Here is a 17,406-nt window from a genome sequence, read left to right as displayed (position 1 = left end):
GTTAAGACATGGCTAAGTTTTTTATCGATCGCCCCATTTTTGCCTGGGTTATCGCGATCATCATCATGCTGGCAGGGGGATTGGCTATCCTGAAGCTGCCCGTGGCGCAATATCCAACGATTGCCCCGCCGGCTGTGCAGGTTTCAGCAGTCTACCCCGGCGCCGATGCGAAAACGGTTCAGGATACCGTTACGCAGGTTATCGAACAGAACATGAACGGTATCGATAACCTGATGTATATGTCGTCCAGTAGCGACTCATCCGGCGCAGTGGGAATCACGCTGACATTTGAATCCGGCACCGATGCCGATATTGCCCAGGTGCAGGTGCAAAACAAGCTGCAATTGGCAATGCCGCTTCTGCCGCAGGAAGTGCAGCAGCAAGGCATCAGCGTGAAAAAGTCTTCCAGCAGCTTCCTGATGGTGCTGGGCTTTATCAACACTGACGGCACCATGAACCAGGATGATATTGCCGATTTTGTAGGCTCGACTATCAAAGATCCCATCAGCCGGGCAACGGGCGTGGGCGACGTTCAGCTATTTGGTTCGCAATATGCCATGCGCATCTGGCTTGATCCTAACAAGCTCAATAACTATGCCCTCACCCCTGGCGATATTGCTACGGCGATTAAAGCCCAGAACGCCCAGATGGCCGCAGGCCAGCTTGGCGGCACTCCGCCGGTAAAAGGCCAGCAGCTTAACGCCTCTATCGTGGCGCAAACCCGCCTGACGTCCACTGACGAATTTGGCAATATTCTGCTTAAGGTCAATCAGGACGGTTCTCAGGTGCGTCTGAAAGACGTAGCAAAAATCGAGCTTGGCGGCGAAAACTACGACGTTATCGCTCGCTTCAACGGCCACCCTGCTTCCGGCCTTGGCATCAAACTCGCCACCGGCGCAAACGCGCTCGATGCCGCAGCGGCGGTGCAGGCTGAAGTCGAAAAACTAAAACCCTACTTCCCGCGCGGGCTGGAAGTGGTTTACCCGTACGATACAACGCCGTTTGTTAAAATTTCCATCTTTGAAGTGGTGAAAACCCTGGTGGAAGCTATCGTGCTGGTGTTTATCGTGATGTATTTGTTCCTGCAAAACTTCCGCGCCACGCTCATCCCGACTATCGCGGTACCGGTTGTGCTGCTTGGCACCTTCGCCGTACTGGCCGCGTTTGGTTATTCGATAAACACGCTAACTATGTTTGCGATGGTGCTGGCGATAGGCCTGCTGGTGGATGACGCTATCGTGGTAGTAGAAAACGTCGAGCGCGTAATGGTGGAAGAAGGACTACCGCCGAAAGAAGCCACCCGTAAATCAATGGGGCAAATTCAGGGCGCGCTGGTGGGTATCGCGCTGGTGCTGTCGGCGGTGTTTATTCCGATGGCCTTTTTCGGCGGTTCCACCGGGGCGATCTATCGCCAGTTCTCTATCACTATTGTTTCTGCAATGGCGCTGTCGGTACTGGTGGCAATGATTCTGACGCCGGCATTGTGCGCCACTATGCTTAAACCTATTGCTAAAGGCGACCACGGCGAAGGCAAAAAGGGGTTTTTCGGCTGGTTTAACCGCGTATTCGATAAGAGCACGCATCACTATACCGACAGCATAGGCAACATCCTTCGCAGCACCGGCCGATACTTACTGCTCTATCTGCTGATTGTTGTCGGCATGGCTTTGCTGTTTCTTCGCCTGCCCAGCTCGTTCCTGCCAAGCGAGGATCAGGGCGTCTTCCTCGCCCAGGTTCAGTTACCAACAGGCGCAACGCAGGAGCGCACCCAAAAAGTGCTTGATCAGGTTAGCGATTATTTCCTGACCAAAGAAAAAGCGAATGTAAAATCGGTGTTTACCGTTAACGGCTTCGGCTTTGCAGGGCGCGGACAAAATACCGGTCTGGCGTTTGTAAGCCTGAAAGACTGGGGCGATCGTCCCGGCGCGGAAAACAAGGTTGAAGCCATTACTGGTCGCGCGATGGGTACTTTCTCGCAGATAAAAGATGCGATGGTATTCGCCTTTAACCTCCCTGCTATCGTTGAACTGGGTAACGCAACCGGATTTGATTTTCAACTTATCGACCAGGCGAACCACGGCCACGATAAGCTGATGCAGGCGCGTAACCAGTTGCTGGGTATGACGATGCAACATCCCGATGTGCTGATGCAGGTGCGTCCTAACGGGCTGGAAGATACACCACAGTACAAAATTGAAATCGACCAGGAGAAGGCGCGATCGCTTGGCGTCACGCTTACTGATATCAATACCACGCTGGGCGCAGCCTGGGGCGGCAGTTATGTAAATGACTTCATTGACCGCGGTCGTGTGAAGAAAGTCTACATTATGGGCGAAGCAGAATACCGCATGCTGCCGGGCGACATCGCCAAATGGTACGTGCGCGGCGCCAGCGGTCAGATGGTGCCGTTCAGCGCCTTCGCTACCGGCCACTGGGAATATGGCTCACCGCGGCTGGAGCGCTATAACGGCCTGCCCGCGATGGAGATTATGGGCGAGGCCGCGCCAGGTAAAAGTACCGGCGAAGCTATGGCGCTGATGGAACAGTTGGCCAGTAAGCTGCCTGCGGGCATTGGTTATGACTGGACGGGGCTCTCCTATCAGGAACGTTTATCCGGCAACCAGGCGCCATCGCTTTATGCTATTTCGCTTATCGTGGTGTTCCTGTGCCTTGCCGCGCTGTATGAAAGCTGGTCGATACCGTTCTCTGTCATGCTGGTGGTGCCGCTCGGCGTTATCGGCGCGCTGCTGGCCGCCACGCTACGTGGGCTAACAAACGATGTTTACTTCCAGGTCGGCCTGTTGACCACAATTGGTTTGTCAGCGAAAAACGCCATATTGATTGTCGAATTCGCAAAAGACCTGATGGAAAAAGAAGGTAAAGGCCTGGTGGAAGCCACGCTGGAAGCGGTACGTATGCGTCTGCGCCCGATACTGATGACTTCCCTGGCGTTTATCCTTGGGGTCCTGCCGCTGGTGCTCAGTTCAGGCGCAGGCTCCGGTGCGCAGAATGCTGTCGGTACCGGCGTAATGGGCGGGATGATAACGGCAACCGTACTGGCTATCTTCTTTGTGCCGGTCTTCTTTGTGGTGGTGCGACGCCGCTTCGGCCGCCATAAAGGTGACGAAAATACGGCCACTGTAGAGCATAAACAGTAACCCCGTTACGCATTATCAGTATAAAAGGCCGCTTTTGCGGCCTTTGAGACTTNCGTTACGCATTATCAGTATAAAAGGCCGCTTTTGCGGCCTTTGAGACTTCTGACAAACCCCATCCTGTCGCAGACAGGATGGATGAAATACAATAAAATATAAGGAAAATCAATGCATTGATTTTCGCCTGATTACCACGAAGAAGGAAAAACCCCGTTTTTTCCTTCTTTGTCAACAAACTGAAAGGCCGCTTTTGCGGCCTTTTTTCTTTATTATTCAGAATACTTAATAATGAGAAGGGTTAATATTTTTACGCTTTATATCTTCGCAATACTTTTTTCACGCTGCAATTTAAGAATCAATTTAAACACACCCCTTCCAACTTAAGAGTTATCCTAATATATAAAGGAATTTACTCATATTTTATTTCCGTCTCCCCCTGGACAAGTACAAAATCTCAACTAGCTGATTATAAGAAAAAAAAGCCTAATCGCCTTGCAATAACACGTAACTGGGTCTATTAAGTATCGGCGGTATTCTATATTTACAGGGCAATTGTAATTTTTCGTAATAGTCCAGGGAAAAAAGTGATTGAATGTTTTATAATTTAAACAAACAGGCTGAATGTTCATTAAATACCCATTTCACGCGGTGTGTTCATCCCACCTGAGTCTTTATCTTTTTTTTATGATAAAAAGGCGATAGCATATGGACGAATACTCACCAAAACGGCATGATATAGCCCAGCTCAAATTTCTTTGTGAATGCCTGTACCATGATTGTTTAACCAGTTTGGGGGAGCGTAAGCAGGGCTGGACCAATGATCCAACGTCAGCCATCAATTTACAATTGCATGACTTGATCGAACACATTGCTACTTTTGCGCTTAATTATAAAATTAAGCATGACGATGACAGTAAATTGATTGAGCAAATCGACGAATATTTGGACGAAACTTTCATGCTGTTTAGCAACTATGGCATTAATGCCCAGGAGCTGCAAAAATGGCGAAAATCGGGCAATCGCCTGTTCCGTATTTTTGTTAATGCCAGCAAAGCTAACCCAGTAAGTCTTTCTTTTTAAAAAATTATGTATTATTTGAGGTGATTTATGACAACCAAAACGCTGACAAAGACTGATTATCTGATGCGTCTGAGGCGCTGCCAGACAATCGATACGCTTGAAAGGGTAATCGAAAAAAACAAATACGAATTACCGGACAGTGAGCTGGCGGTGTTTTATTCAGCCGCCGATCATCGCCTTGCTGAACTGACGATGAATAAGCTTTACGACAAAATCCCTTCTTCCGTATGGAAATTCGTTCGTTAAGTTGGTTATCACAATTGTAACAACCCGTAACGCAATAATGTAATGCCTTCCTGGCATAAAATATGTATCTCGCTGTATTGCACAGAAATATTTTTCGTCCGCTCTCAAACTCTCTGAGTGCGTTCATTAACAATTTTGAACTGAAAAGCAATGTACAACAAAAAACAGAAAATGCGCGCCAGTTAACTTTACCTCGCCCATGACGAAGCCTTTGCGCCAGCCTGCTTATCTGGCACGTCAGCAACCGCGCCCCGGGGGAGGTTTAACGCTGCGCTACGGTCTTCTTACCCGTAGCGGTTGAGCTGCGCTAACAGCCCAGCTATGTGTCGCCCTTTCGCCGACGCCATGCCGGTTGCACACAAACGACAGCGGTACGCTGCCTTCACCCTATCAACGCTTAAGGCGACAACGCGTAAGGCGGCTTAAAACCGGTAAGTCGCCCGGGCGGGGTTATCGTTACATCCTTATAACTCTCGCTAATAATGTGATTGTAGCGACAGTAACAGTGAAAATGGCGCAAACCATTTACTGGCGCATATGGCCCCGGACAAATGTTTAAACATCAACAGACCCGTTATTATTTTTCAGACTATATCTGTCTCTGCTCTGTTTCCATTCTGGCTCGCTCTGTAGTAAATTTTCTGCACAAATTTAGCGAAGGTTTATTATGAGTGAAATACAGCGTCTGCTTACTGCTGCAATAGAAAAAATTAATGTTGAAGAGAACAGAGATAATCGCCCTCGCTATAGTATTCGTTTTATCCGTAACCATCCTGGCCTGTTCATCGCCATGTACATCGGCTGGTTTGCCACCCTGGCCGTTATGTTGTGCTCTCCTGTGCTGAAAGATTCTGTCTGGCTATTGTTCGTCCTCTTCGCTCTGTTAAACGGTTTTTTCTTTTTCGATGTCAAACCACGGTATCGTTACAACGATATCGACGTCCTGGATCTGCGCGTTTGCTATAACGGAGAGTGGTACAATACCCGCTTTGCCCCGGCTTCATTAATTGATGCCATTCTGGCTTCGCCACGGGTTGCAGAGCACCAGAAAACCCAGTTACAGAGAATGCGGCTTAAAAAAGGTGAACTTTCTTTTTACGATATCTATTCACTTAATTATTGCGCAACCCGCGCTGTCAACAAGCCGCAAACCGTAGCGCTAAATCGCCGCTGCTAGTTTCCCTGTCGGGCGCTTGCCATCCCGCGCTGAGTCAGAAATGTCAGGTTTGGTCACTGTCTTCGAAAAACGCAGGGGGGAGATACACGCCATACTCTTTCGCTGCTGCGGCTATTCTGCCGCCATGCCCTTTATCTTCTATGTTGTTAAAAATGCCCGGATTTAAGGAAATGAAGGTGAAGGAAACCGTCTTTTCCGTCAGCGAGGCGCGCCACTACCTTAAGCCTGGCCGGTCGTATTTATCAGCTCACGCTGGCAGGACAAAAATAATATTATGACACTGGGCTGCCATACCGTTATGGCCTTTTTCCATCGCTGGTTGGCTGGATGTTTTCTGCTGAAAATGACAGTTTCGTTGCCATACGCAGCAGCGGTCAGTGCGTAATAAACCTACCTGAAAAAAGGTCTCGCGCATCGGCAACTGCAGCGACAGCGACAGCGACAGCGACAGCGACAGCGATATCAATAAATTTGCCGCCTTCGGGCTTACGCCGTCTCCCTCAAAGTTCGGTGGTTCGCCGGGCATCGCTGAATGTTATGCCTGTTTTGAATGTCAGATATATGACGATATTCCGGCTGACCGCTATAATTTTTTTATCTTCGAAGTGGTATATGCGCAGGTTTGTCGGAAACCGGCACTGCCGGATACACTGCACTATAGGGGGGATGGCCAGTTTCGTGGCGATGGTGAGCGCTATAATCTCAAACCGTGGTTCGCCAAAGTAACGTAAATTAAGCGCCGCGCCAACCACAGTAGCCGGGAACGCTGCCGTGCGACCAGACACAATACCGAAGCAAAGGTTGTACGGCAGAGTAAGAAGTGGACAAATAAGAAACCTGGCTGCCATAGCCGTTCTTGTCATACAAGGGACTGAACCGTGAACAATAACGTTACGACCAAACTTGCTGTCGTTGTCGCGCTGGTATTGGTTTTATTTATCGGCATCATTTTTATCATTGTGGGCTACTTTACAGCCCAAAACAGCACGATTGTGGCCGGTGAACTGCTGATTATGGTCGGCACCATCGCTTCGATCGTCGAATGCAGTAAAGAAAATGCGCTACTGGCCGTCAACAAAAGGAAAACATCTGGCAATTACCTGCGCCGCCGGGCAAAAAAAACAGGCAAAACAACTAAAGTGTAACGCTTATATACGCCTCGCGCAGGCTGGTAGCGTTACAGTGCTTTTTTACTACAGCATTGCAACAATACATAAGCGTTTTTTATATTCCCCCTGCCATACTGTACGTTCTGTAGAGCCGCCCACGCCGTTATAATTTTGATTACTCGTTTCCTGACGCCCCCTTTTCACTGGCTGTCAATAACAGGGCGATGCCCTGCTATTTACTCGCTGACCGGGTTAGCGTTTTTTAGCGTAAACCACACAATCAAAGCTAAAGATGACATCAACAGGCTCGCCAACCCCAGCACTACGCTGTGAGAATGGCTAAATGCTTGCGCCGCTGCCGACATTACGCGCGTTGCCTGTTCGCTATCAAGGCTTAATGCGACCTGCGCGGCTTCTCCAACAGAAGATCCTGCTCGCTGCGCCGCCCCGGAGGAAAGCCCCTGGGGCAGATCAATGGCGGCACGATAGCTTCGCGTCAGCAGCAGACCAGCAAACGCAACGCCCAACCCTGCGCCCAGCTCATAGGCCATTGTTTCAATTGCGCCCGCCGCCGCCGCCTTTTTCTGCGGCACGGCAGACATAATCGCCGATGTCCCCGAAAGCAGCGCCGTGGCGACGCTTAGTCCCAACAGCGTCATCCAGCCCCATGCCAGCCACGGCTGACGGGCAAAGTCGGTATGCGCAAGGCCGTAAAAACCTATCGCGCTAAGCGCTACGCCGGCCGCGGCTACCTGCCGCAGGCCAAACCGGGCAACCAGCAACCCGGCAAAGGGGCCACACAGGCTACTTGCCAGCATAATCGGCAGCATAAACATGCCCGCCTGGAGCGGCGTTTTACCCTGAACAAACTGCAATTCCTGCGCCATCAACAATTCAAACCCAACCAGCGCGACCATAGAGATCAACGCCATTACCGCGCCGGTAAGTATGGTGCGATGCGTGAGCAGTTCAATATCCAGAAGCGGCGACATGCTTCGGCGCTGTAGCCGCACAAACAACAGCAGCAGGAACAGCCCCGATGCCAGCATCATCAGCACAGTCAGCCACTCACTTTCCGGCTGGATGGCATATTTTATCGACCATACCAGCGCGAGTACCGCGACCACCAGCATTAGCGAATGCGAAAAGTTCAAACGCTGGCAGGCATTGCCCGCCTGCTTCGGCACACCGCGCCAGGCAAGCAATAACACCAGCGCCACCATCGGCAGATTAATCAGAAAGACCATATTCCAGGAAAAATGGGCCAGTAAGATCCCCCCAACCAGCGGCCCAAACGCCGCGCCCCCGGCGCCGACCGCCGCCCAGATACCGAGTGCAACGTTACGTTCATGCCCGTTACCAAACGTATTGCGAATTCCTGCTAATGTCGCAGGGAGGATCATCGAAGCGCCGACCCCAAGCAATGCGCGGGCCGCAATCAACATAGCAGCATCCGGTGCAAGGGCCGCGCCCACAGATGCCGCGCCAAACAACATAACGCCCAATATCAACAGCCGCTTAAAGCCCAACCGATCGCCAAGCGCGCCCATCGGTAGCACCATGCCCGCCATCACCAGCGAATAAATATCTATAATCCAGAGCAGTTCGCTCCCGCTCGCCCCCAGCGCCACGCTGAGCGTAGGGGCCGCCACGTGCAGCACCGTAGCGTCAATCGCCACAGGCACATAAGCGAAAACGATAACCAATAAAACAAACCACGCACGATACATTCCTTAACCTCACAGCTTTATCCAAATTTGAACATGTGTTCATTTTCCAATGCTCACCTAAATTTGAACACTTGTCCAGCTTAGCGTTACACTGCTCAGCACGAAAAATGGAGAGTTAAAATGTCGTATATGAGCAAAGAGGCGCGCCGTAAGACAATTCTTGCGGCAGCCATGCGTGTAGCGCTTGCAGAAGGTTTATCGGCAATGACGGTCAGGCGCGTCGCCGCTGAAGCAGAGATCGCCACAGGACAAATGCATCATCACTTTTCCTCCGCCGGCGCGCTCAGAGCAGAAGCGTTTTTACAACTGGTGCGTGAATCGCTGGACACAACGTCGCTTACGGCCTCAGCAAGCTGGCGCGAACGGTTATTTGATATGCTGGGAGCACAGGATGAAAGCCTGGAGCCGTATATTCGCCTGTGGCGCGAAGCACAACTGTTGTCCGAACATGACGATCGTATCCGGCAGGCCTGGGTCCACGGCATGGCGTTATGGCACGCAGAGACGGTAAACATTTTGCGCAAGGGCGCGGCCGCGCAGGCATTCACTTTGCGGGAGGATCCGGTAGATATCGCGTGGCGCCTGATTGCGCTGGTATGCGGGCTGGACGGTTTGCTTACGCTTGGCCTGCCAGCGATGACGCCGCAAAGCCTGACGCTGCATCTCAACCGGGTGATTGACGCCGAAACCGGCATGAACGTAGCGCAGAATGTATAAAGCGCAGGCAGCTAAAGGTTCAGTCTACAGCGCGTTGGAATATCGCCTGCCGTAAGTAGATATACCTTATCAGACAGGTTGCGTTAACGGTTAATAAACCCAAGCCTGCGTGAGATAAGGTTGCAGACCAGGTCAAGTTCCTCACTGACATGGCTAATTTTGCGCTGCATGCGGTGTGTGGGACCCGCAACGCTCAGCGCGCCAATGACAGTACCGGTATAATTGAAAACCGCACGGGCCACGCAGGTTAATCCCTCTTCGTTTTCTTCATTATCGAGTGCGAAACCTTTCAGACGAATATCTGCCAGCGTTTCATACAAAGCAACACGGTCAACCACTGTGTTCTCGGTAAACGCAATCAGTGGTTCACTCAGCACCCGATCAATCTCTTCCAGCGGCTGAAAAGCCAGCAACGCTTTGCCTATTCCGGTGCAATACGCCGGTAATCGGGCACCAAGACGAGCGTTAGTCTGGATAGAAAGCGTTCCCTCATTTTTATACAGATAGACCACGTGCCCACGATTATAAACACCCAGAAAACAGGTTTCTGACGTTTTTGCTGATAGCGTTTTCAGATACGGAATAGAGACTTCCACCAGATTCACATTCATCAGCCCCTTGATACCGAGTTCAAGGCTCTTCAAATCCAGGTGATAACGCTCTGTTCCGTTATCCTGCATAACGTATTGCCGCGCCCTGAGCGTTTCCAGGGTACGAAACACTGTTGTCTTCGCGATCCCGGTCCGTTTGACTAACTCCACCAAAGATATACCGTCAGAATGCTCGCTAATCTCTTCCAGGATCGTCAGGACCTTATCAATGCCGGAAGAATTTGCATTTTCGCCGTTAGACATTCATTCAACCCCAATCAAAAAAGTCCAGCTATTGTAACTGCAATGGCATAGCCCGCAAAACTTATTCATTTTTAAACAGTTACGTCAATTCGCAACATTAATTATTCCTGCATTGCTGCAACACACGCCATTGCTGTTCTGTGAATCCTATCACCAAATTAGAAAAACTGGAATGACATTCCCATATATGATCAATAACCTTTAAAAAACGGAACGATATTCCATATAAAAACCAAGCAGAGGAAACGGCATGCTGATTGTCACTATCGACGCCGGTACGACCAATACGCGAGTACGCGTCTGGCGGGATAACAGGGTAATAGCACAGACCAGTGAAGCCGTTGGCGTGCGCGATACGGCGATAACGGGAAACCGCAACAAGCTGATTACTGGGGTAAAAAACGCGCTGGATCGCGCCCTGAGGGGTATCAGCGAACGCTATGCAATCGTGGCTTGCGGCATGATCACGTCTGAAGTTGGACTTTATTGTGTGCCGCACCTGCAAGCCCCGGTCGCCTTCAACGATTTGGTGAAAGGCGCTGTCGCTCATACGATCCCCGAAATCTCCCCTCAGCCCATCTGGTTCATCCCCGGGGTGAAAAACAATGCCTCGCAGGTGGATGCCGAAAACATAGACGCCATGGATATCATGCGTGGCGAAGAAGTCGAAACATTCGGTCTGCTGATGCAGCACAATATGCAGGGGCCAGCGCTGATTGTGCTGCCCGGTTCCCATTCAAAATTTGTCCTGACTGACGAGAAAAAACAGATTGTCAGTTGCGTCACCACAATGGCGGGTGAATTACTGGATGTCCTCACTCATCACACCATTCTTGCTCATTCGCTTAATAGCAATTTTGTCGCGGAACTGGATAACGACTATCTACTGAAAGGCGCAGCATCCTGCCGCAAAGTGGGGCTGGCACGCAGTTGCTTTACCGTGCGCCTTCTGGATCTGTTTACCCAGGCAACCCATAACCAAAGAGCCAGCTATTTACTGGGCGCGACACTTTACTCCGACCTCCAGGCGATGAAACAGAGCATGGCGCTCAATCTGCCTGCGGACATCACCATCATCATCAGCGGTAAAACCGTTCTTAAACAGGCGCTGGCATCGCTGATCTCTGCCGACCCCTTTTTCACTGGCGGCATTGTACTGGCAGATGACGATCCGCTGCGCCCGCTTTCCGGCGTGGGCGCCGTTGCGCTGATGGAGAAAATTCTCTCGCGTCCTCCTGTCAGCAAGCTGCCTCTTTCCAGCGCTAACCATCAGGGAACTCCAACATGAACAGTAAAACAGCGCCTCTGGTCGCAATTCTGCGCGGCATCAGGCCAGAAGAGATCGATAACCATATTCCTTTGCTAATCGAGGCCGGTTTTCGCGCCATTGAAATCCCAATGAACTCGCCACAGTGGGAAATCAGCGTTGCTCAGGCCGTCAGCAAATACAGCAAGCAGGCCACTATCGGCGCCGGTACCGTACTCAACGTGGAAAGCGTCGACCAACTGGCGACGCTGGGCTGTCAGCTCATTGTCACGCCAAATACCCGACCCGACGTGATTCGATGCGCGCTGGATCGTCGGATGCAGGTTCTTCCGGGCTGTGCGACACCAACAGAAGCCTTCAGCGCCATTGATACCGGGGCGCAGCAAATCAAGCTGTTTCCCGCCAGCCAGTTCGGACCTGGCTATATCCGGGCGCTGAAATCGGTGCTTCCCGCACATATCGCCGTATACGCCGTGGGCGGCATCACGCCGGAAAATTTACCCCTTTACCTTGACGCGGGCTGTTCCGGCGCCGGGCTCGGCAACGATCTGTACCGTGCCGGGCAAACGCCTGCACGAACCCGGGAACAGGCACACGCGTTTATCACGGCTTATCAGCTATTTATCACTCACGCCTCCCGGGATAAGGAGCACCTATGAAAATGGACTGGTTGTTCAAAAACGCCACCGTCATTGATGGTTCCGGTAATGCGGCATATCACGCAGATGTAGCCGTAGAGGGGAACAGAATTGTCCGGATCGCGCCAACTATCCATGACGTCGCAGAAAACACGGTTGACTGTCAGGGGCGGGTGTTATCACCGGGTTTTATTGATGTCCATACCCATGACGATCTGGTCGTCCTCAGGCGGCCAGATTACATCGAAAAAACGTCGCAGGGCGTCACCAGTATCATCGTGGGTAACTGCGGCATCAGTGCCGCCTGCGCGGTGCTGAAAGATGAAGTACCAGACCCGATCAATTTACTGGGGGAACTGAACGAATTTCACTACCCGGATGTCGCGCGTTACCGCGAACAGATCAACACCGTCACCCCTTCAGTGAATGTCGCCACGCTGATTGGCCATACCACCCTGCGCAACAACTGCGTGGAATCACTGCTGGAACCCGCCAGTGAAGCCAACATTCGCACCATGCGCGATGCGCTTCGCCTGGCGCTCGAACAAGGTGCGCTGGGGCTGAGTACCGGTCTTTCCTATGGTAATGCGGTAAACGCATCAACAGAGGAGATCTGCGCGCTGGCCGAGCTACTTGCTGAACATCAGGGTATCTACACCACCCATATGCGCACAGAGTACGACGGCATTATTGATGCCATGCTTGAGGCATTTCACGTTGGTCGTCATGGCCGGGTACCGGTTCAGATCTCTCATCATAAATGTGCCGGGGCCAAAAACTGGGGCCGAACGACACAAACGCTGGCGCTGATTGAGAAATATCAGCAGCATCAGGAAATTAACTGCGATGTCTACCCCTACCGCGCCGGTTCCTCAAATCTCGATCTGAAACAGGTTACTGAGGATTACGACATTCTGATCACCTGGTCCACGCCGCATCCGGAGATGGCAGGCAAAACCCTGCAGGCGATCGCCGCAGAATGGGGAACCGATGTTCATTGCGCCGCTGCCCGCTTACAGCCCGCAGGGGCAATCTATTTTCAGATGCATGAAGAGGATGTGCGCCGCGTTCTGCAACACCCTTCTTCTATGGTGGGCTCCGATGGCCTGCCCTGCGATCCGAATCCGCACCCACGCTTGTGGGGTACTTTTCCACGGGTTCTTGGCTACTACAGTCGTGATGAGAAGCTGTTCCCGCTGACCACCGCCATCCACAAAATGACCGGCATGTCTGCCTGGCGTTTTGGGCTGGAAAAGCGCGGTCTGATTCGCGAAGGCAACTTTGCCGATCTGGTCATTTTTGATCCGCAAAATATCAACGAAACCGGCACCTTCCAGAACCCTAAGCAGACGGCAGACGGGATTGAACACGTCTTTGTTAACGGCGTTCTGACCTGGAGCCAGCAGCAAATGACAGGCCTGCGCGCAGGCAAATTCTTAAGCAGAAAAGAACAATAACAGGAGAACAACCATGATTAAGCGATACGGAATTGAAGGATCTGAAGGAACTGGCGGACAGGCTTTACCGTTTGCAAAGGCCGTTGCCGCCGATGGCTGGCTGTATGTTTCCGGTCAGACGCCGATGGTTGACGGCGAGATTATTGATGGCGGCATTGTGGCCCAGTCAACGCAGGCTATCCAGAACTGCCTCGACATCATGACTGAAGCCGGATTCGGCAAGGAAGACATTGTGCATATGAAGGTATTTCTGACCGACGCGCGCTACTTCCAGTCATTCAATAAGGTGTTCAAAAGTTTCTTTGCCGCCCATCCGCCTGCGCGCGTGTGCTGCGTTGCCGACCTGGTCGTCGACTGCATGGTGGAAGTGGACATTACCTGTTTCAACCCAAAATTCAAAAGCTGACTGTTGGTCGTTATCAGCAGTAACAAGGATAAATTATGCTACACGAAAATTTCCTGATGTGGTTTTTGATCTATGCCTTCGCCATGATGGTTGTTGGCTGGTACGTCACCCGCCATCAGAAAACCGGGGAAGATTTTATTCTGGGCGGTCGAAAACTACCGATGTTGTTAACGCTGGGTTCGACTGTGGGCACGATGGTTGGCACTGGTTCGAGTATCGGCGCAGTCAGTTTTGGTTACAGCAATGGCTGGGCAGGAATGCTGTACGGCATCGGCGGCGCGACGGGGATTCTGCTTACGGCCTGGCTGTTTGCTCCGGTGCGCAAGATGCGCTTTATGACCATGAGCGAAGAGATCTGCTACTACACCGGCGGCAGTCGGATTGTCAAAAACCTGGTGGCGCTGCTGATTTTTCTCGCGTCCATTGGCTGGCTGGGCGCCCATATCCTCGGTGGCGGCCTGTATCTGGCGTGGGCAGCAAACATTGATATTACGACCGCTAAAATTATTATCGCCGTTGGCTTTATTTTCTACGTCGGTATTGGCGGCTACAAAGCGGTATCCTGGATAGACACGCTGCAATCCATCGTTCTGTTCCTTGGTTTTATCGTACTGGCAGTGGTGTCCGTCAGTTACGTTGGCGGATGGGATACGATCGTGGCGAAAACCGATCCGCAGGCATTCACACTGTTTGGTATCGGCAAACTGGGGCTGTTACCCGCGATCTCACTGTCAATCGTGATCGGGATTGGCGTGCTGGCAACGCCGTCGTATCGCCAGCGTATCTACTCAGCGGCGTCCACCCGCGCGATTCGTCAGTCCTTTGTCATTACCGGCCTGCTGTATATGGGATTTTCCTTCCTGCCAGCGATCATTGGTATGGCAACCCGGGTCATGGATCCGACTCTTGATAACCCGAGCTTCGCCTTTCTCTATGCGACCAACGCCCTGCCCTATGTTCTGGCGATGGTAGTGCTGATTGCGGGGATGTCTGCCAACCTGTCATCCGGCAGTTCGGATGCCATTGCCGGGGTTTCCATTATTCTGCGCGATATTTACACCATGGTAACGGGTAAAATGCCGCCGCCAGAAAAAGCGATTAATCTGTCACGTGTCTTCTTGCTGTGCGTCATCACGCTGGCGTTGATTTTTGCCCTGACGTCCAACGACATCATCGGTTACATCACCAAAATGATCTCAATGATCATGTCCGGCATGTGCGTCACCGTGTTGCTGGGTAAATTCTGGCTGCGCTTTAACTGGCAGGGCTGCATCGCGGCATTGCTCGGCGGTAGCCTGACGTCGCTGGCGGTGATCCTGTCGCCGGAATGGTCGAAAGCGCTGGGGAATCCGGTTATTCCGGCACTGTCAGTCAGCCTGGTTGCAGCGGTAGTGGTAACGTTACTGACGCCGCAAAATAAGCTCTCCCGCGAAGAGGTGCTGAAAATAATCACTGATGAACGTGAGAACAGCAGCCACGCGCCACATTCTGAGATTACCCCTGTAAGGAGCGCAGAATGACAGCAGTTGCACATAAATCGGCCATCATGTTTGCTCCCGAAACGGGCTATGCCAACGTACTGCGCGAAGAGGCGTGCCTGCCCGCCGCCGTGATCAAAGCCAGTGCGCTGGAGAACAATATCTTATGGATGCAGCGTTACGCTGATAAACGAGGCGTGTCGCTGGCGCCTCACGGGAAAACATCCATGACTCCGTGGATATTCCGTCAACAGCAAAAGGCCGGCGCATGGGCGATTGGCGTGGGCAGCGCATGGCAGGCGCAGGCGGCGATGGCTTGCGGTATCAATCGGGTATTGATGGCCAATCAGTTGGTCGGCAAAGCCAACATGGCGTTGGTATCACAACTGAAAAAACAGTATCCGGACACCGATATTCTCTGCCTGGTAGACAGCCTGGACAATGCCAGAACACTTGCCGCCTTTTTCAGTGAACGTCAGCAAACGCTGGACGTACTGATTGAGCTTGGCGTTTCAGGTGGACGCTGTGGATGCCGGACGGCTGACGAAGCACTGGCGCTTGCTGGCAATGTTTCGCAGCTACCAGCATTGCGCCTGCGTGGGCTGGAGTTGTACGAAGGTGTTCTGCATGGTCACGATCCGCAGCCGCAAATCGAAACGCTGCTGCGCGAAGCGGCAGACCTGGCGTGTCGGATGGAAAAATATGTCGATGGCGAATTTATCCTGACCGGCGCGGGTACCGTCTGGTATGACGTAGTCTGTAACATCTGGCTGGCGGCAGAAAAACCCGCCCATTGCCGGATAGTGATTCGTCCAGGTTGCTATATCACACATGACAATGGTATCTACCAGCAGGCGCAAAATGAACTGATGGCGCGCGACAGTATCGCCTGCGACATTGGCGGTAATTTAGCGCCCGCTCTTGAGCTGGTTGCCATGGTGCAGTCTGTGCCAGAACCCTCGCTCGCCGTAGTCAATTTCGGTAAACGAGACGCTGCATTTGACGCCGGGTTGCCGCAACCGGTGGCCCATTACCGTGAAGGGAAGATGCTGGCGTTAAAATTCGGCGCGCTCACCAGCACAGGGATAATGGATCAACATTGTATGCTACAGCGGGAGCCAGAGAGTGATGTCAGCGTCGGAGACATTATCATCTTTGGCACTTCGCACCCATGTCTAACGTTTGATAAGTGGAAAACCCTGTATTTAGTTGATGAGAATTACAATATTCTGGAATCTCTGGATACCGTTTTTTAAAAAACAAAGGCTGGCCGGGCGCTTGCCCGGCCAGGTTCATACAGTGATAGTGTGTAAATAAACCGCGCTCTTCCTTATTTCGGTGTAAGGCTGGATTGATCTTACCCAGCAATAGTGCACACACAGCTAAGTGAGTAAACTCTCAACCAGAGGTGACTCACATGACAAAACCAGCGTCAACCACCAAAAAGCCACGCAAGCAGCACTCGCCTGAATTTCGTCAGGAAGCCCTGAAACTGGCTGAACGCACAGGTGTGGCCGCGGCCGCCCGCGAACTCAGCCTGTATGAATCACAACTCTACAACTGGCGAAGTAAACAGCAAAATCAGCTCTCTTCTTCTGAACGCGAACAGGAGATGTCCGCTGAGATCGTCCGTCTGAAGCGTCAACTGGCAGAACGGGATGAGGAACTGGCCATTCTCCAGAAGGCCGCGACATACTTCGCGAAGCGCCTGAAATGAAGTATGTCTTCATCGAAAAACATCAGGCTGAGTTCAGTATCAAGGCCATGTGCCGTGTACTTCAGGTTGCCCGTAGCGGCTGGTACGTCTGGCATCAGCGTCGTTATCATATAAACCGGCGTCAGCCGTTTCGCCTTGTCTGTGATAACGTCCTCCGGCAGGCATTCAGTAATGCAAAACAGCGCGATGGCGCGCCATGCCTGACGGATAAGCTTCGTGCTCAGGGACTGATGTATAACATAAAAACCGTCGCGGCCAGCCTGCGCCGGCAGGGACTACGGGCGTAAGCCTCACGCCGGTTCAGCCCGGTCAACTACCGCGCACACGCTCTGCCGATGTCTGAGAATCTGCTGAGGCAGGACTTCTGCGCCAGTG

16 protein-coding genes and 1 pseudogene are annotated in these 17,406 nt (G+C 52.1%); 14 read left to right on the top strand and 3 right to left on the bottom strand.

All coding sequences use genetic code 11. The annotated features are described in order from the left end of the window. The first annotated feature begins 8 nt into the window (after positions 1–8). The 4 genes from acrB (at position 9) to JJB97_RS10310 (ending at position 5,658) form a co-directional block, all read left to right on the top strand. Complete coding sequence (gene acrB, locus JJB97_RS10325; RefSeq protein WP_238713932.1) at positions 9–3,158, top strand: multidrug efflux RND transporter permease subunit AcrB; 3,150 nt, start codon at positions 9–11, stop codon at positions 3,156–3,158. A 702-nt stretch (positions 3,159–3,860) separates the two neighbouring features. After that, positions 3,861–4,235: an Hha toxicity modulator TomB gene (gene tomB, locus JJB97_RS10320; RefSeq protein ID WP_238713931.1), complete on the top strand. Its 375-nt coding sequence runs from the start codon at positions 3,861–3,863 to the stop codon at positions 4,233–4,235. A gap of 27 nt (positions 4,236–4,262) precedes the next feature. Continuing rightward, on the top strand, positions 4,263–4,481 hold the full coding sequence (locus tag JJB97_RS10315) for an HHA domain-containing protein (RefSeq protein WP_017371453.1): 219 nt from the start codon (positions 4,263–4,265) through the stop codon (positions 4,479–4,481). A 667-nt stretch (positions 4,482–5,148) separates the two neighbouring features. After that, complete coding sequence (locus JJB97_RS10310; RefSeq protein WP_238713930.1) at positions 5,149–5,658, top strand: YlaC family protein; 510 nt, start codon at positions 5,149–5,151, stop codon at positions 5,656–5,658. A 247-nt stretch (positions 5,659–5,905) separates the two neighbouring features. On the opposite strand, the gene JJB97_RS10305 is transcribed toward JJB97_RS10310, so the two are convergent. After that, positions 5,906–6,184: a hypothetical protein gene (locus JJB97_RS10305; RefSeq protein WP_238713929.1), complete on the bottom strand. Its 279-nt coding sequence runs from the start codon at positions 6,182–6,184 to the stop codon at positions 5,906–5,908. On the opposite strand from JJB97_RS10305, the gene JJB97_RS10300 reads away from it, so the two are divergent. Further along, on the top strand, positions 6,072–6,389 hold the full coding sequence (locus JJB97_RS10300; protein ID WP_317981144.1) for a flavin reductase family protein: 318 nt from the start codon (positions 6,072–6,074) through the stop codon (positions 6,387–6,389). The two genes, JJB97_RS10305 and JJB97_RS10300, sit on opposite strands and share 113 nt — an antisense overlap. 147 nt (positions 6,390–6,536) lie before the next feature. Further along, complete coding sequence (locus JJB97_RS10295) at positions 6,537–6,803, top strand: hypothetical protein (RefSeq protein WP_238713928.1); 267 nt, start codon at positions 6,537–6,539, stop codon at positions 6,801–6,803. Between the two features lie 200 nt (positions 6,804–7,003). Here JJB97_RS10295 and JJB97_RS10290 read toward each other — a convergent pair whose 3' ends face one another. Beyond that, positions 7,004–8,497 carry a SmvA family efflux MFS transporter gene (locus JJB97_RS10290; RefSeq protein ID WP_238713927.1) on the bottom strand — a complete coding sequence of 498 codons (1,494 nt, stop codon included), beginning with the start codon at positions 8,495–8,497 and terminating at the stop codon, positions 7,004–7,006. 120 nt (positions 8,498–8,617) lie between these two features. Here JJB97_RS10290 and JJB97_RS10285 point away from each other — a divergent pair, with 120 nt between their 5' ends. Then, a complete protein-coding gene (locus tag JJB97_RS10285) occupies positions 8,618–9,214 on the top strand; it encodes a TetR family transcriptional regulator (RefSeq protein ID WP_238713926.1) in 597 nt (198 codons plus the stop codon). An 83-nt stretch (positions 9,215–9,297) separates the two neighbouring features. Here JJB97_RS10285 and JJB97_RS10280 read toward each other — a convergent pair whose 3' ends face one another. After that, positions 9,298–10,068 (bottom strand): IclR family transcriptional regulator, encoded by a 771-nt coding sequence (locus JJB97_RS10280; protein WP_238713925.1) that lies wholly within the window; start codon positions 10,066–10,068, stop codon positions 9,298–9,300. 250 nt (positions 10,069–10,318) lie between these two features. On the opposite strand from JJB97_RS10280, the gene JJB97_RS10275 reads away from it, so the two are divergent. The 7 genes and pseudogenes from JJB97_RS10275 to JJB97_RS10245 all read left to right on the top strand — a co-directional run. Next, positions 10,319–11,356 (top strand): 2-dehydro-3-deoxygalactonokinase, encoded by a 1,038-nt coding sequence (locus JJB97_RS10275; RefSeq protein ID WP_238713924.1) that lies wholly within the window; start codon positions 10,319–10,321, stop codon positions 11,354–11,356. Then, positions 11,353–11,994 (top strand): 2-dehydro-3-deoxy-6-phosphogalactonate aldolase, encoded by a 642-nt coding sequence (locus tag JJB97_RS10270; RefSeq protein ID WP_238713923.1) that lies wholly within the window; start codon positions 11,353–11,355, stop codon positions 11,992–11,994. Before JJB97_RS10275 ends, JJB97_RS10270 begins: the two co-directional genes overlap by 4 nt. Continuing rightward, positions 11,991–13,430 carry an N-acyl-D-amino-acid deacylase family protein gene (locus JJB97_RS10265; protein WP_238713922.1) on the top strand — a complete coding sequence of 480 codons (1,440 nt, stop codon included), beginning with the start codon at positions 11,991–11,993 and terminating at the stop codon, positions 13,428–13,430. The genes JJB97_RS10270 and JJB97_RS10265 overlap by 4 nt, the downstream gene beginning before the upstream one ends. Before the next feature lie 13 nt (positions 13,431–13,443). Continuing rightward, a complete protein-coding gene (locus JJB97_RS10260) occupies positions 13,444–13,836 on the top strand; it encodes a RidA family protein (protein WP_238713921.1) in 393 nt (130 codons plus the stop codon). A gap of 35 nt (positions 13,837–13,871) precedes the next feature. Continuing rightward, a complete protein-coding gene (locus JJB97_RS10255; RefSeq protein ID WP_238713920.1) occupies positions 13,872–15,356 on the top strand; it encodes a sodium:solute symporter family protein in 1,485 nt (494 codons plus the stop codon). Then, positions 15,353–16,570, top strand: coding sequence for an amino acid deaminase (locus JJB97_RS10250; RefSeq protein WP_238713919.1), 1,218 nt, complete (start codon positions 15,353–15,355; stop codon positions 16,568–16,570). Before JJB97_RS10255 ends, JJB97_RS10250 begins: the two co-directional genes overlap by 4 nt. Before the next feature lie 161 nt (positions 16,571–16,731). Continuing rightward, positions 16,732–17,406, top strand: a pseudogene (locus JJB97_RS10245) (transposase); the annotation flags it as partial.

This window comes from Tenebrionibacter intestinalis (assembly GCF_016632365.1).
GTDB classification, from domain to species: Bacteria; Pseudomonadota; Gammaproteobacteria; order Enterobacterales; family Enterobacteriaceae; genus Tenebrionibacter; species Tenebrionibacter intestinalis.
The sequence above is the reverse complement of the archived record's forward strand: the minus strand, read 5'-3'. Positions and strand labels throughout refer to the sequence as shown.

Coding starts and splice junctions, on each gene's coding strand:
- acrB (WP_238713932.1), top strand. CDS start 9: ATGGCTAAGTTTTTTATCGATCGCCCCATTTTTGCCTGGGTTATCGCG.
- tomB (WP_238713931.1), top strand. CDS start 3,861: ATGGACGAATACTCACCAAAACGGCATGATATAGCCCAGCTCAAATTT.
- JJB97_RS10315 (WP_017371453.1), top strand. CDS start 4,263: ATGACAACCAAAACGCTGACAAAGACTGATTATCTGATGCGTCTGAGG.
- JJB97_RS10310 (WP_238713930.1), top strand. CDS start 5,149: ATGAGTGAAATACAGCGTCTGCTTACTGCTGCAATAGAAAAAATTAAT.
- JJB97_RS10305 (WP_238713929.1), bottom strand. CDS start 6,184: ATGCCCGGCGAACCACCGAACTTTGAGGGAGACGGCGTAAGCCCGAAG.
- JJB97_RS10290 (WP_238713927.1), bottom strand. CDS start 8,497: ATGTATCGTGCGTGGTTTGTTTTATTGGTTATCGTTTTCGCTTATGTG.
- JJB97_RS10285 (WP_238713926.1), top strand. CDS start 8,618: ATGTCGTATATGAGCAAAGAGGCGCGCCGTAAGACAATTCTTGCGGCA.
- JJB97_RS10280 (WP_238713925.1), bottom strand. CDS start 10,068: ATGTCTAACGGCGAAAATGCAAATTCTTCCGGCATTGATAAGGTCCTG.
- JJB97_RS10275 (WP_238713924.1), top strand. CDS start 10,319: ATGCTGATTGTCACTATCGACGCCGGTACGACCAATACGCGAGTACGC.
- JJB97_RS10270 (WP_238713923.1), top strand. CDS start 11,353: ATGAACAGTAAAACAGCGCCTCTGGTCGCAATTCTGCGCGGCATCAGG.
- JJB97_RS10265 (WP_238713922.1), top strand. CDS start 11,991: ATGAAAATGGACTGGTTGTTCAAAAACGCCACCGTCATTGATGGTTCC.
- JJB97_RS10260 (WP_238713921.1), top strand. CDS start 13,444: ATGATTAAGCGATACGGAATTGAAGGATCTGAAGGAACTGGCGGACAG.
- JJB97_RS10255 (WP_238713920.1), top strand. CDS start 13,872: ATGCTACACGAAAATTTCCTGATGTGGTTTTTGATCTATGCCTTCGCC.
- JJB97_RS10250 (WP_238713919.1), top strand. CDS start 15,353: ATGACAGCAGTTGCACATAAATCGGCCATCATGTTTGCTCCCGAAACG.